Source organism: Bacteroides sp. OM05-12 (assembly GCF_003438995.1).
Lineage (GTDB): Bacteria > Bacteroidota > Bacteroidia > Bacteroidales > Bacteroidaceae > Bacteroides.
The window spans coordinates 76,727-92,098 of record NZ_QSUN01000005.1; the positions used below are offsets into that span (position 1 = coordinate 76,727).

General features: G+C 38.0%; 11 protein-coding genes and 1 pseudogene. 7 read left to right on the plus strand and 5 right to left on the minus strand.

The window, feature by feature from the left end:
• Positions 1 to 176: 176 nt before the first annotated feature.
• The 3 genes from DXB63_RS06325 to DXB63_RS06335 form a co-directional block, all read right to left on the minus strand.
• Entirely contained in the window at positions 177 to 2,306 is a 2,130-nt protein-coding gene (locus tag DXB63_RS06325; protein ID WP_122125564.1) for a Tex family protein, read from the minus strand.
• 499 nt (positions 2,307 to 2,805) lie between these two features.
• Entirely contained in the window at positions 2,806 to 3,123 is a 318-nt protein-coding gene (locus DXB63_RS06330) for a chaperone modulator CbpM (RefSeq protein ID WP_122125565.1), read from the minus strand.
• Between the two features lie 15 nt (positions 3,124 to 3,138).
• Positions 3,139 to 4,077: a DnaJ C-terminal domain-containing protein gene (locus tag DXB63_RS06335; protein ID WP_122125566.1), complete on the minus strand. Its 939-nt coding sequence runs from the start codon at positions 4,075 to 4,077 to the stop codon at positions 3,139 to 3,141.
• 233 nt (positions 4,078 to 4,310) lie between these two features.
• On the opposite strand from DXB63_RS06335, the gene DXB63_RS06340 reads away from it, so the two are divergent.
• From DXB63_RS06340 to DXB63_RS06355, 4 genes are all read left to right on the plus strand, one after another.
• Positions 4,311 to 6,206, plus strand: coding sequence for an ATP-binding protein (locus tag DXB63_RS06340; protein ID WP_122125567.1), 1,896 nt, complete (start codon positions 4,311 to 4,313; stop codon positions 6,204 to 6,206).
• A 5-nt stretch (positions 6,207 to 6,211) separates the two neighbouring features.
• Complete coding sequence (locus DXB63_RS06345; protein WP_122125568.1) at positions 6,212 to 7,945, plus strand: bifunctional UDP-sugar hydrolase/5'-nucleotidase; 1,734 nt, start codon at positions 6,212 to 6,214, stop codon at positions 7,943 to 7,945.
• 169 nt (positions 7,946 to 8,114) lie between these two features.
• On the plus strand, positions 8,115 to 8,345 hold the full coding sequence (locus DXB63_RS06350) for a hypothetical protein (RefSeq protein WP_233522811.1): 231 nt from the start codon (positions 8,115 to 8,117) through the stop codon (positions 8,343 to 8,345).
• A gap of 49 nt (positions 8,346 to 8,394) precedes the next feature.
• Complete coding sequence (locus tag DXB63_RS06355) at positions 8,395 to 10,713, plus strand: TonB-dependent receptor (protein WP_122125570.1); 2,319 nt, start codon at positions 8,395 to 8,397, stop codon at positions 10,711 to 10,713.
• A gap of 96 nt (positions 10,714 to 10,809) precedes the next feature.
• Here the strand turns inward: DXB63_RS06355 and DXB63_RS06360 are convergent.
• Positions 10,810 to 10,998, minus strand: a pseudogene (locus DXB63_RS06360) (ROK family transcriptional regulator); the annotation flags it as partial.
• A 124-nt stretch (positions 10,999 to 11,122) separates the two neighbouring features.
• Positions 11,123 to 12,127 carry a 2-hydroxyacid dehydrogenase gene (locus tag DXB63_RS06365; RefSeq protein WP_122125572.1) on the minus strand — a complete coding sequence of 335 codons (1,005 nt, stop codon included), beginning with the start codon at positions 12,125 to 12,127 and terminating at the stop codon, positions 11,123 to 11,125.
• Positions 12,128 to 12,387: 260 nt separating this feature from the next.
• Here DXB63_RS06365 and DXB63_RS06370 point away from each other — a divergent pair, with 260 nt between their 5' ends.
• From DXB63_RS06370 to queC, 3 genes are all read left to right on the plus strand, one after another.
• Positions 12,388 to 13,845 carry an OmpP1/FadL family transporter gene (locus DXB63_RS06370; RefSeq protein WP_122125573.1) on the plus strand — a complete coding sequence of 486 codons (1,458 nt, stop codon included), beginning with the start codon at positions 12,388 to 12,390 and terminating at the stop codon, positions 13,843 to 13,845.
• Between the two features lie 157 nt (positions 13,846 to 14,002).
• Positions 14,003 to 14,683 (plus strand): queuosine precursor transporter, encoded by a 681-nt coding sequence (locus tag DXB63_RS06375; RefSeq protein ID WP_122125574.1) that lies wholly within the window; start codon positions 14,003 to 14,005, stop codon positions 14,681 to 14,683.
• A gap of 5 nt (positions 14,684 to 14,688) precedes the next feature.
• Entirely contained in the window at positions 14,689 to 15,360 is a 672-nt protein-coding gene (gene queC, locus DXB63_RS06380) for a 7-cyano-7-deazaguanine synthase QueC (protein WP_122125575.1), read from the plus strand.
• Positions 15,361 to 15,372 lie beyond the last annotated feature (12 nt).

A 15,372-nucleotide genomic window follows, 5' to 3' on the forward strand; every position in this document is an offset into this window, starting at 1 on the left:
CCTGCATCTAACGTGGCACATTACTGGATACGACGTTTCTGTTTTTTATTATAGAATGCGGCAAATGTATATCTTATATTTTAAAAATAAAAATAAAAAGAAGCAAAACTTATATATTCGTTATTTTATTCTTTTTATTTGGTTGCAATTTGTAACTAATTGGGCGGTTTTTCTATTTATTGTTCTATTCCTTTCATTGTTAGCTGTACTCGTTTTCGTTCCATATCCACGCCAATGACTTGTACCATTACGTGTTGGTGTATTGAGACTATTTCAGTCGGGTCGGAAATGAATTTATCTGCCAATTGTGATACATGTACTAATCCGTTTTCTTTAATGCCTACGTCAACAAAGCATCCGAAGTTAGTAATATTGGTTACAATGCCGGGTAGGGTCATTCCTTCATGCAAATCTTCGATTGTTCTGATATTTTTATCAAACTCGAATACTTTGATTTTTTGTCGCGGATCACGCCCCGGTTTATCCAGTTCTTGCATAATATCGTTGAGTGTGGGCATACCGACAGTAGGGGATAGGTATTTTTCCAGATTGATTTTAGAACGTAATTCTCTATTGGCAATAAGATCTTCTACCGTACAGTTCATATCTTTAGCCATTTCTTCTACTATATAATAACTTTCCGGATGTACGGCTGTGTTATCCAATGGATTTTTAGCTTGGGGAATACGGAGAAATCCTGCGCATTGTTCGAATGCTTTGGCTCCCATCCGAGGGACTTTCATTAGTTGCTTACGGGATGTGAATGCCCCGTTTTCGGTACGATAATCTACGATGTTTTGTGCCAGTTGTGGTCCTAAACCGGAGATATAGGTGAGCAGATGGCGGCTTGCGGTATTCAGGTTCACACCTACCAGATTGACGCAATTCTCTACGGTTTGGTCAAGAGATTTTTTTAGCTTGGTCTGGTCTACATCATGCTGGTATTGTCCCACACCGATGGATTTGGGTTCTATTTTAACCAATTCCGCTAACGGGTCCATCAATCGTCTGCCGATAGATACAGCTCCGCGTACGGTAACATCGTAATCGGGAAACTCTTCTCTTGCGGTTTTGGATGCCGAATAGATGGACGCCCCGTTTTCACTTACAACGAACACCTGTACTTCCCGGTCGAATCGTAAGGAAGTAATAAATGACTCTGTTTCCCGACTTGCTGTTCCATTGCCAATAGCAATCGCCTGTATGTCGTACATTTCAACTAATTTAGCTACTTTACGTCCGGCTATACTGTTCTCGTTCTTGGGAGGATGCGGATAGATCGCTTCATTATGTAAAAGGTTTCCTTGCGCATCAAGACATACAAGTTTACATCCGGTACGGAATCCGGGATCAATGCCTAACACTCGTTTTTGTCCCAAGGGAGGAGCTAATAATAATTGACGCAGATTTTCGGCAAATACCCGGATTGCTTCTTCGTCTGCTTTTTCTTTGGACAGGGCTGCAAACTCCGTTTCAATTGAAGGTTTTAATAATCGTTTATAAGAATCCCGGACAGCTTCGGAAACCTGTTTACCGCATTCGTTGTTGCTACGGACAAAAATGCGTTCCAGCCGTTCGATACATTCGTCATCTTCCGGCGATATGCCAACTTTCAACAAACCTTCCGCTTCTCCTCGACGAATAGCGAGTATACGGTGTGAAGAACTCCGTTTCAACGGCTCGGAAAAATCAAAATAATCACGATATTTAATCGCTTCTTCCTCTTTACCTTTTACCACTTTGGAAGTAATCACTGCCTGACGGGTAAATTGGTTACGTATTTGGTTACGTGCTCGCTCGTCTTCATTTATCTGTTCGGCGATAATGTCTCGTGCACCTTTCAGTGCATCTTCTTCATCTTTTACATCTCCTTTTACAAATAACCGTGCTTTACTCATGATGTCTGTTTCGCGCTGCATCATGATTGTCATGGCAAGCGGTTCTAACCCTTTCTGGCGTGCTACTTCCGCACGTGTTTTCCGTTTGGGTTTATAAGGTAAATAGATATCTTCCAGTTCTGTGCTATCCCAGCAAGCGATAATGCGTTTTTTTAGCTCGTCGGAGAGTTTCCCTTGTTCTTCAATTGTTTCGAGAACCGTGTTTTTTCTTTTCTCCAATTCGCAGAGTTTATCATGCTGTTCTTTGATGTTCCCGATCTGCACTTCGTCCAATCCGCCGGTAACCTCTTTACGGTAACGGCTGATAAAAGGAATGGTTGCCCCGTCATTTAGGAGGCCTAATGTATTGTTTACCTGTTTCTCGGCTATCTTTAAAGCCGAAGCTATCATTTGAGGAAATATATTCATGGTGTTTATGATACTTTGATGTTGCGCAAAGATAGCATATTTTTATCTCAAAATAAGGTCGGACAAGAAAACATACGGTCGATGGTTTGCAAACGATAGGAGTTTGTAATCAATCGACCGTATCTTTGTAATCAAACGACCTGATGTTTTTTTTAATCATCGAGATGTTTTTTAAATTCACTTCGATGTTTTTTAAAATCAACCTGATGATTGTTTCAAAACTAGCGGAAGTTAAAAATGCTGCATTTTGCTGACGTAGACTCCTGTTAAAATGGAATTGTTTTTATTTATCCTTCAATCCTTCAGCTTTTGGAGAATATGTTTGATAATCAGTGCTCTTAGACTGAAAGATCCTCTTGAAAAAGGTTCAGGACCAGAGGTATCAAAATACATATTCCGTCTTTCAGCTGAAGGATAGCATCATTCAGCCTAACGTGTTATGAATCAAACGTAAATACGGAAACTGAAGGATGAAAGAGCTTTAAAACATCGTTCTGTATTAGAAGTCTTCTATTTCTTCGTATTCCTTTTCCCGGTAAACATTCAATTGGTTTCTAAGAAAATGAATTTCTTGTTGCATACTTTGCATTCTGTCCAGTAGATGATGAATGGCATCTATTCCGGCAATATTAATGGAAAGGTCGTAATACATCCGGGTATATCTTTCCAGATCTGCCAACTGAGAAACAAACAGATACTTTTCCTTATTCATTTCCTGAATCTCAATTAATCCGTCTTCTTCCAGCATGAGGATAAATGACGGTTCTATATGGCATTTGTTGCAGTATTCACTGACAATAATTAAATCGGTTTGCATAATTCAATCGTTTTATTATTTACTATTTTGCAATTCCCGGAATAATTCCTTTTGCTTTTCTGTTAATCCCGTAGGTATAGTAATGGAATAGGTGACAATTAAATCACCGGCCTTACCTTCCTGCTTATAGACAGGAAAACCTTTTCCCTTCAGTCTTACCTTTGTTCCGTTTTGCGTTTCGGGTTTGACTTTCAGCTTAACTTTTCCATCAAGTGTTTCTACGGTTTGCTCACCTCCTAATATAGCGGTATACAGGTTGAGTGGAGCGGTGATATACAGGTCATCTCCCAGTCGTTTGAAAGTAGCATCTTCCGGAATAACGAATGTGATATATAAATCACCGTTCGGTCCGCCATTGATACCCGGTGCGCCGTGCCCTTTCAATTTGATGGTTTGCCCGTTTGCCACACCTGCCGGTATGGTAATACGAATGCTTTTCCCGTTCACATTGAGTATTTGTTTATGCGTTTGTGCAGCGTCACGCAATGATAATTGTAACTCTGCATTGTAATCCTGCCCCCTGAAACCGCCGCGATTCCCATTCCCGGTTCGTCCATGATTTCCGAATAAAGATTCAAAGAAATCGGAAAATCCACTTTCGTTTCCTCCGAAACCACCTCCAAATCCTGAACCATCAAAGCCCTGTCCGGATGAATACCAGTATTCACCTCCACCACCGCTACCAGCATGTCCTCGATACTGTTGCTTCTGTGCTTCAAACTCATCAGCATGTTTCCAGTGTTCACCGTATTCATCGTATTTTTTACGTTTCTCGGGATCGCTCAACACTTCATTTGCTTCGTTTATTTCTTGAAATTTATCTTTGGCACTCGGATCGTTCGGATTCAGGTCAGGATGATATTTCCTAGCCAGTTTACGGAATGCTTTTTTAATGTCATCCTGTGAAGCGCTTTTATCCACTCCGAGTACCTTGTAATAATCTATATAAGCCATGTTCTCGAATATTTAGTTTAACATGTTTTATTAGACTGACAACAAAAAAAGAACCGTTTAGTTGTTGCTGCCTCTCTTTTTTATAATTATTATGTTAATCTTGTTTTTTGTGTTTTTTTCTAGATATATCCGATATTTGCATTATATTTGCAACTAATTAATTATTATTGTTAATAGTCTGCTCATAAGTAAAAGTGAAACTCAAGAGGATAAAATATATTATTCTGGTTTTTATGCTGCTTATCTTGCCTTGGGTAAGTGTTCAGGCTGATGCACCGCAAGAAAAATACATACTTGTTATTAGTTCTTATAATCCTGAAACAGGGCAGGTCGCGGAAAATCTATCTTCTTTTTTAGATGAATATAAACGTTTAGGCGGCACTAAGTCTGTGATTATCGAGAATATGAACTGCAAGAGCTTTTCTGAATCTGTGTTATGGCAGAAACAGATGGCTGATATCTTAGAGAAATATGACCGTAATGTTTCTCCTGATTTGATAATTCTTTTAGGGCAAGAAGCATGGTCTGCCTATTTGTCACAAAGTAAGGTGCTTCCCTCGCGTATTCCTGTCATGTGTGGCATGGCGAGTCGTAATGCTATTATTTTACCGACAGATACAACTGCTCTTGCCGATTGGGAGCCGGAAAGCATTGACGCTTTTAAGGATGTAAGAAATTGTAATATTGTAGCCGGATTTGCCTATGAGTATAACGTTACAAAGAATATAGAGTTAATAAAAAAGTTATATCCTGAAACAAAAAATATAGCTTTCCTCTCTGATAATACATACGGAGGAGTGTCTATGCAAGCGCTTTTCCGTAAAGAAATGAAGCAGTTTCCTGAATATAATCCGATATTGCTTGATGGAAGAAAGTATTCTATTTATACGATTGTGCCGAAAATTATAGATTTGCCGAAAAACACAGTCTTGTTGTTAGGTACATGGCGTGTAGATATGAATGAGGGTTATTTTATGCGTAATGCAACTTATACTTTACGGGATGCCAATCCGAATGTGCCGGTCTTTTCACTTGCTTCTATCGGTATGGGATATTGGGCTATTGGAGGATATATGCCGAACTACAAAATAGTAGGCAAGGATATGGCTCGTCAGGTAGTTGACTTTTTTAGTGGGAAAGGCCAAAGCCAAGTACATATAGAATTTGTGCCCGGAAGCTATGTCTTTGATGCAACCAAATTAAAGGAGTTGAATATTTCTAAGGATATATTGCCTAAAAATGCCGAATATATAAATGTGTCGCATTCTTTCTTCGAAGAATATAAATACCGGATTATTGGTGTTGTTGCGGCTTTCCTAATCTTGCTTGCGGGATTTTTAGTTTCTCTTTATTTTTATATCCGTGCTAAATTGTTGGCGGATGATCTTATGAAATCTGAAGTGGAATTACGTAAAGCAAAAGATAAGGCAGAAGAGTCGAATCGGTTGAAAACCGCATTCCTTGCCAATATGAGCCATGAAATACGTACGCCACTTAATGCTATTGTCGGCTTTTCGAATGTTTTGGTGAGCAGTGATGTTACTCACGAAGAACAACAAAAATATTTTGATATTATTCAGACTAATTCAGGCTTATTACTTCACCTTATTAATGATATTCTTGATATTTCCCGTCTTGAATCAGGACGTATCAAATTTGTTTATGAGGATTGTGATATCGTCGGTTTGTGTCATAACGTAGTGGCAACTTCAGCTTATGCGAGAAAGACAAATGCGGTGTATAAGTTTGAATCTTCATTAGAAGAGTATACTTTGAGAACGGATGTACAGCGTTTACAGCAAATTTTGATAAATCTGTTGTCTAATGCAGCCAAGTTTACTCCTGAAGGTTCAATAACGCTTGATTTTGAAATAGATGAAGCTTCACAAATGGTTATATTTTCAGTAACAGATACAGGATGTGGTATTCCTATAGAAAAGCAAAAACAAGTTTTCGAACGTTTTGAGAAACTGAATGAATATGCTCAAGGTACCGGATTGGGACTTTCTATCTGTAAACTGATACTTAATATCTTTGGAGGAGATATTTGGATTGATCCTACTTATACGGGTGGGGCCAGATTCATGTTCTCTCATCCGTTGAAAGTGGAAGAACAACAAGAAGACTAATTTTCATGAAACGTATTAATTTTATTATCGTACTGCTGTTTGCTTTTTCATTATATTTGCAAGCACAGATTAGAGAGGTGAAGCTAAAGTTTGTAGAAACAAGTGATGTACACGGTAATTATTATCCTTATAATTTTATAGAAGATAAAGCATGGAACGGCAGTTTGGCTAGAGTTCATGCTTTTGTTGAAAAGAAAAGGGAAATATATAAGGATAATCTGATATTAGTCGATAATGGGGATATTCTGCAAGGACAACCGACTGCTTATTATTATAATTTTATAGATACGGTATCCATTCATCTAACTGCGGATATGATGAATTATATGGGATATAATGTCGGCAATATGGGGAATCATGATGTGGAAACCGGACATGCCGTATATGACCGTTGGATAAAAGAGTGTAATTTTCCGGTACTTGGAGCAAATATCGTTCGTGTATCAGATGGTACTCCTTATTTGAAACCCTACGAAATAATAGTGCGTGATGGCGTTAAGATAGCAATTCTGGGGATGATAACCCCTGCTATCCCAACTTGGTTGCCGGAAGCTTTGTGGCAGGGATTACGTTTTGACGATATGGAAGAAACGGCTAAAAAGTGGATGACAATCATTAAAGAAAAAGAGAATCCGGATATTATTGTCGGACTGTTTCATGCCGGTAAAGATGCGGTAAGAGTTGCGGATAAATATAATGAGAATGCTTCTGTTTCTATAGCACGAAATATTCCCGGGTTTGATTTCCTGTTTATCGGGCATGACCATTTACGAAATTGTTTTAAGGTGGCTAATATTGAAGGAGACTCAGTGCTGATCATGGATCCGGGCAGTCGGGCAGGCGTTGTGTCGAATGTCGATGTAAAGTTGACTTTGAAAGATGGGAAAGTGATAGATAAAAGAATTAGTGGTGTACTGTCCAATGTAGATAAGTATGGAGTAAGTGAGGAGTTTATGAAGAAATTTACTCCTCAATATGATGTGGTCAAGGCATTTGTCTCTAAGAAAATCGGAACTTTTACCCATGCTATCAGTACTAAACCTGCTTATTTTGGGCCGGCGGCTTTTATTGATTTTATTCATAAAATACAATTAAATCTAACTAAAGCTGATATTTCGTTTACCGCTCCATTATCTTATGATGCAGAAATACCGGGTGGTGACATAGAAGTAAGGGATATGTTTAATTTGTATAAATATGAAAATATGCTTTATACAATGCGTATGTCGGGGAAAGAGGTTAAAGGATTTCTTGAAATGTCATATGCTATGTGGACAAATCAGATGAAATCGGCAGACGATCATATTTTATTGTTGAAAGAAACGTTGGGCTCAGATGAAACATATTTCTTTAAGAATTTCAGTTTTAACTTTGATTCGGCAGCAGGGATTATCTATACTGTGGATGTGACCAAACCGGAGGGAGAAAAGATTACTATCGTGAGTATGGCAGATGGTACCCCGTTTGATGAAAATAAAATGTATAAGGTAGCAATGAATTCTTATCGTGGTAATGGTGGCGGTGAACTTCTGACAAAAGGAGCCGGTATTCCACAGGATGAACTGAAAAGTAGGATTATTTCATCGACATCCAAGGATCTTCGTTACTTCATGATGAATTATATAGAAGATAAAGGAATTCTGAATCCTCAATCTCTCAATCAGTGGAAATTTATACCGGAGGATTGGGCTAAGATGGCTTCAGAACGTGATTATAAACTACTATTTGGAGAAAAGTAAGATCCTTATTTAGATTTATTCAAAATAATATTATATCTTTGCAACCCAATAAATATAGTTTGTGAGATTGAGAAGAAAAATATCATTGTCATTTTTCCTGTTGACATTATTTGTGTCATATCAAGTGAGCATAACAATGTTTACTCATGTGCACTACGTAAATGGGATAATGGTGGTACACTCTCACCCATCACGGGATAAACATCATAAACATACTTCTTCTCAAATAGTTCTTATCAGTCAATTAAGTCATTTTAATACTCCAAAGACTGAGACTGCTTGTGTGCAGACGGTGGAACGGCCTTTACTTTATTTATTAAAATATAGTGGACAGGTTTCTTATGCGAAAGGCATACATTTAGAAAATCTTACCCTTCGTGCTCCTCCGGTGAATGAATAATACATATTGATTAATTCTTGTATTATTATCATTCACATAATATTTATAAATGAAAAACTATATTTTTACTATTGTACTCATATTTATGGGTATGGGGCTTCGTGCCAATAATCCCGTGCGAGAAGGGAATATAATTGATGGTCATGTTTTGGTAAAGGGTTCGGAAGAGAATATACCCTATGCGACAATTCAGATCGTAGGGCATTCTTATGGGACTGTTTCCAATGAAGAGGGGCAGTTTGAGTTTAAAGGTTTACCTGCTGGAAAATATACATTGCGAGTTCAGGCATTAGGCTATAAGAAACAGGACAAAGTAGTTGAAGTGAGTAAAGAATATGCTACTGTCGTACATTTCCTGATGGAAGAAGAAACATTTGTGACGGATGAAATTGTTGTTTCTGCCAATCGTAATGAGGTGAGCCGTAAGGAGGCTCCGGTCATTGTAAATGTAATGGGAGCAAAGCTTTTTGAAACGGTCAATTCAACAGATTTGGCCAAGTCGTTATCGTATCAGTCGGGGTTACGGGTTGAGAATAATTGTCAGAATTGCGGATTCCCACAGGTACGAATCAACGGCTTGGAAGGACCGTATTCCCAGATCTTGATAAATAGCCGTCCGGTAATCAGTGCTTTGTCGGGAGTATATGGCTTGGAACAAATTCCTGTTAATATGATAGACAGAGTGGAGGTCGTTCGTGGAGGTGGTTCTGCTTTATTTGGTGCGAATGCCGTAGGCGGTACGATTAATATTATAACGAAAGATCCGGTAAGCAATTCATTTCAGGTTGCATCTACTATGTCGAATATGAACGGACAGAGTTGGGAGCAATATATGGGTGCTAATGTTTCTTTGGTGGCAAAGGATAATAGTTATGGCATAGCTTTGTATGAATCTTACCGAAATAGAAATCCTTACGATGCGGATGGCGATGGATTTTCCGAGTTGGGAAAATTGAATATGAATACTTTCGGATTTCGTTCTTATTACAGACCGACAAAGTTCAGTCGTATAAACCTGGAGTATCATACGACAAATGAATTTCGTCGTGGTGGGAATAAATTTGATCTGCAACCGCATGAAGCTGATATTACCGAGCAGACAAAGCATGTGATAAACAGCGGGGGAGCAAGTTATGATCTTTCATGGAAAGAATATAAGCATAAGATTTCAGTATATGGTTCTATACAGCATACGGACAGAAATAGTTATTATGGGGCTCAACGAGATTTGAATGCTTATGGTAAAACAACGGATCTCACTTGGGTAGTTGGTGCGATGTATATAGGTAATATGAAGAAATGTTTATTTGCTCCGGCCACATTCACCGGAGGGGTGGAATATCAGGATAATTCAATGCATGATATTATGACCGGTTATGGTAGAGATATGCAGCAGGATGTACGTATTGCCGGTACATTTATTCAGAATGAATGGAAGATGAAACAATTCATTTTATTAATAGGTGGACGTCTGGATAAACATAACCTGATTGATAATCCGATATTTAGTCCTCGTATAAATTTGTTATATAAACCGACCGATAAATTGCAGGCCCGTTTGACTTACTCTACAGGATTCCGTGCTCCGCAGGCCTATGATGAAGATTTGCATGTAACGGCCGTAGGAGGGGAGGGAATGTTAATTCGTTTGGCAGAAGGATTGAAACCGGAACGCTCTAATAGTTTTAGTGGTTCGGTAGACTGGACTGCGAATTTCGGACATTTTCAATCCAATTTATTGATAGAAGGTTTTTATACGGATCTTCGTGATGTGTTCGTGCTGGAATCTATCGGACATGATAATGGTAATTTGGTAAAAGAACGTCGTAACGGAAGTGGTGCACGAGTGTTTGGTGCGAATATTGATGCGAAGATTGCGCATGGTAAAGAAGCTGCTTTGCAGCTTGGATTTACGGTGCAGAGAAGTCAGTATAAATCAGCGGAAGCATGGAGTGAGGATGAAGCTGTGGAAAAGATAAAGCGTATGCCTCGTACACCGGATTATTATGGCTATTTTACCTTTACAAGTGCTCCATTAAAGAATTTTGATTTTGCTTTATCCGGTACATATACAGGTAAAATGGTAGTGCCGCATTTTGCTCCAAGTGACATCCCTGCTGAATTTGCGAATATGTATATTAAACAAGATCGTTTGGAAAGGACACCCGATTTCTTTGATTTGAATATTAAATTAAACTATACTTTTGTGTTGCATGATCATATTAAGTTGCAAATTAATGGAGGTATTCAGAATATATTCAATAGTTTCCAAAAGGATTTGGATAAAGGAGAATATCGTGATTCCGGTTATTTTTATGGTCCTACTCAACCAAGAACTTATTTTGTGGGAATTAAGATTATGAATTAGGAAAAGAGCTATTGATCTGTGATAATAAAGCGAAGAACCTGCTGAATATAGCTATTTTATAAATGGTAGCAGGTTCTTCACTTTTATAAATGGGGATTATCTTTCGAAAACTCTGCTGCGTGCTAACATATATGCTCCGATAACGCCAGCTTTATCTTTTAATTTAGATGTTGTTATTATAGAGTCTTTGCTCACCAAGTTCAAAGAATATTTGCGAATGGCTGATTTTATAGGTCGGGTAATATAATCGCCGATGGCAGAAACTGTTCCACCTGTAATTAAAATATTTATTATTTAGAAAGAGTTAGATGTGCTATTCTAAGTTGTTGTATTATAGTAGAATTGAATTAATTAAAATAATAAGAATGACGACTTACTTTCTTAAAATAGTAAGTCGTATATCGTGAATCTATTTTGGCTTGACTTCATTAATGAGATTCTTACCCTCTGTATAAGATTTGATATTTTCTAATGTGGTGGTTGCAATATTTCGCATAGCTTCATGCGTAAAAAATGCCTGATGGGAAGTGACAATAACATTTGGAAAGGATAAAAGACGTGCTAATGTATCGTCATCAATAATTTTATCCGACTTATCTTCATAGAAATATTCACTTTCTTCTTCATAAACATCCAGACCGGCATAACCGATTTTTTTGTTTTTTAATCCTTCTATCAAAGCATTGGTATGAATCAGTTGTCCACGACCGGTATTAATAAGCATAACACCATCTTTCATTTTACTGATAGAATAGTCATTAATCAGATATTTAGTTGTATCTGTGAGCGGACAATGTAGTGAGATAATATCGGAATTATGATAAAGTTCGTCTAATGTTGTATAAACGACTTGATGTTCACGGGCAAAATTATAGTCTGGATATAAATCATAAGCTAATATATTCATTCCGAATCCTCGGAGTATTTGAATCAAGATTTTAGCTATTTTGCCGGTTCCGATGATTCCTACTGTTTTTCCATGCATATCGAATCCCATTAATCCGTGGAGAGAAAAATTCCCATCACGGGTACGCCATGTTGCGCGTGGTATTTTACGGTTAAGAGATAGCATCAAGGCTACTGTGTATTCTGCTACTGCATAAGGTGAATAAGCAGGTACACGTACCACGGTAATTCTATTTGCTTGTGCTGCAGATAAGTCTACATTGTTGTATCCTGCACAGCGCAGAGCTAATAATCTTACTCCATTATCAGCCATGACTTTAAGTACTTCTGCATCCGCTATGTCATTTACGAATATACAGACAGCATCTGCCCCCTGAGTAAGCATGACGTTGTTTTTATTGAGATGACCTTTGAAATATTTAATCTCAAACCCAAACTTTTTATTTACCTTATCGAAAGATACTTCATCGTAAGGCTTTGTTCCGAAAAATGCAATTGTGTATGTCATATAGTCTTTTTTATTGAAACAATGAGCTATGTAGGAAAGTTTGAATCAAGATGGATAATAAGTTGATTATATATCTGCTTGGATTTAGAAAGAAGTTTTTTCTCTTTTATAAATATTGTAATAGTTTCTCTTGAAACAATCAGCTTAAAGTATATAAAACAGATAAAATTTAATGGTTATTGAACTTATTTGCACAAGACTATTGTGTGTGTGCAATATTGTCGTATCTTTGCACCTGAATTAATTTAAAAACTGTTATAATGAAGAAAATTTCATTGATTAGTATCGTGTTGCTAACCGTTTCAACTACAACTTTTGCCGGTGGACTTCTCACCAATACTAACCAGAACATTGCATTCTTAAGAAATCCGGCACGAGATGCTTCTATTGAAATTGATGCTGTATATTCAAATCCGGCAGGACTTGCTTTCCTTGCTAAGGATGGTTTTCATATATCACTAAACGGACAAAGTGCATTTCAAACTCGTACGATCACTTCTAGTTTTAAACCCTTCTTGATGAATACCGATGGCAGAACAACAGGTACAGACGGTAGTCGTGTATATAAAGGTGAAGCATCTGCTCCTTTTATTCCATCTGTGCAGGCTGCGTATAAGAGAAATAATTGGACTTTCTCTGCTGGATTTGCTGTGACCGGAGGTGGTGGTAAGGCTACGTTTAATGAAGGACTTGGCTCTTTTGAATCACAGGTGGCTTTACTTCCGTTGGCATTGCAACAAGCCGGGTATAATGCTACTCAGTATTCTGTAGATAGCTATATGCGTGGTAAACAATATATTTTTGGGTTGCAATTGGGAGCAACTTATAAGATTACGGATTATCTTTCGGCTTTTGTTGGAGCTCGTATGAATTATGTTAGTAATGGCTATGAAGGTCATATCCGTAATATACAGGCAAATATTGGTTTAAATGGTGAGATGATTAACGTGAATAAATATTTTACGACTGCAGCAGAACAGGCATCACAAGCAGCAGCGGCTTATCTTGCTGCCGGAAATCAAGCTGCAGCAGAACAATATACGGCATTGGCCATAGCTGCACAAGAAGTTGCCGGTCAAACTGCTGATAAAAATTTGGATTGCGATCAAACCGGTTGGGGAGTAACACCGATATTAGGACTTGACTTTAAGTGGAAGAAATGGAATGTAGGTGTGAAATATGAATTTAATACCAAACTGAATGTGGAGAATAAGACTCGTGTAGATGATACGGGATTATTTAAAGACGGTGTAAATACACCTCACGACATCCCCAGTATGCTGACGGTTGGTGTATCTTATGAAATACTTCTGGTACTTCGTGCATCAGTAGGTTATCACCATTTCTTTGATACACATGCAAAGATGGCGAGTGATAAGCAGAAATCTATCAGTCAGGGTACGAATGAATATCTGGGAGGTATTGAATGGGATGTTTGTAAATGGGCTCAGGTCAGTGCAGGAATGCAGCGTACTAAATATGGTTTAGAAGATGGTTATATGTCTGATATGAGTTTCACTACCAGTTCATATTCTTTTGGGTTTGGTGCAGGATTCCGGTTAATGGAAGATTTGAAATTGAACATTGCTTATTTCTGGACTAATTATGATACTTATAATAAAGTAACTGCTGACTATAATGGTACAGGATTAGATTTTAAAGATAGTTTTACCCGTACGAATAAGGTATTCGGTATCGGTTTGGATTATCGTTTCTAATTTATTCGGATAATAGCTTATTGTAAGAGAGGGTTCTAAAAAATCCTCTCTTTCTTTTTATTATTCCCTTATAAACTGCTATCTTTGCAACCCAATTAACGTACGATGCCGTGAATAGCGGTCGTGTATTCTAGAACACCACGTAAAAAACAGGAAAATGAAAAATAAAGTATCTGTACCCTTTATGCTGTTGGGAATACTTTTTTGTGTATGTCTCGTAGCATCTAATTTATTGGAAACCAAAGTTGTTCAACTTTGGGGCATTACGGCAACTGCCGGATTGATCGTATTTCCTATTTCTTATATCATTAACGACTGTATAGCCGAAGTTTGGGGCTTTAAGAAAGCGCGCCTGATTATCTGGAGTGGTTTTGCAATGAACTTTTTGGTAATCGGTTTTGCGCAATTGGCTGTTATGCTTCCTGCCGCACCTTTTTGGGAAGGTGAAGAGGGCTTCAACTTTGTGTTTGGTATGGCTCCTCGAATAGCAGTTGCCAGTTTGACGGCTTTCCTTGTCGGGTCTTTCCTCAATGCTTATGTGATGAGCAAAATGAAAGTTGCTTCCAATGGAAAGCATTTTTCTCTTCGTGCCATTCTCTCTACTTTAGTAGGCGAGAGTGCAGATTCATTAATCTTCTTTCCGATTGCATTCGGCGGACTGATTCCGGTGAATGAGTTACTGATAATGGTTGCTACACAGGCGGTATTGAAGTCACTTTATGAAGTCATTATCCTTCCGGTTACTATATATGTGGTGAAGTATATAAAAAAGGTAGATGGTAGTGATGTGTATGATGAGCACATTTCTTATAATGTTCTTAAAATCAAAGATATTTAATTCGTATGAATAAAGAAACAGCATTGGTCGTGTTCAGTGGTGGACAAGACTCAACTACTTGCCTGTTTTGGGCTATGAGAGAGTTTAAGAAAGTGTATGCATTGAGTTTTATTTATGGGCAAAAGCACCGGAACGAAGTGGAACTGGCCCGTCATATAGCTGATGAGGCTGAAGTGGAATTTGAAGTTATGGATGTATCCTTTATTGGGAAATTAGGAAGAAACTCTTTGACGGATATGTCGATTCCGATGGATCAGGAAAAGCCGACGGATAGTTTTCCGAACACTTTTGTTCCGGGAAGGAATTTGTTCTTTTTGAGTATTGCAGCTGTATATGCTCGTGAAAAAGGAATAAATCATATCGTAACTGGAGTTTCTCAGACTGATTTTAGCGGCTACCCGGATTGTCGTGATGCTTTTATTAAATCATTAAACGTTACATTGAACTTGGCGATGGACGAGCAGTTTGTTATCCATACTCCTTTAATGTGGATTGACAAGGCACAAACATGGCAACTTGCGGATGAGTTAGGGGTACTTGAGTTGATTCGCCGTGAAACATTGACTTGTTACAATGGTGTTCAAGGTGATGGATGTGGGCATTGTCCCTCTTGCAAATTGCGTAAAGAAGGATTGGATAAATATCTGGAAGCAAAGAATAAAGGTATAAAATTGTAATAAAATAATAGG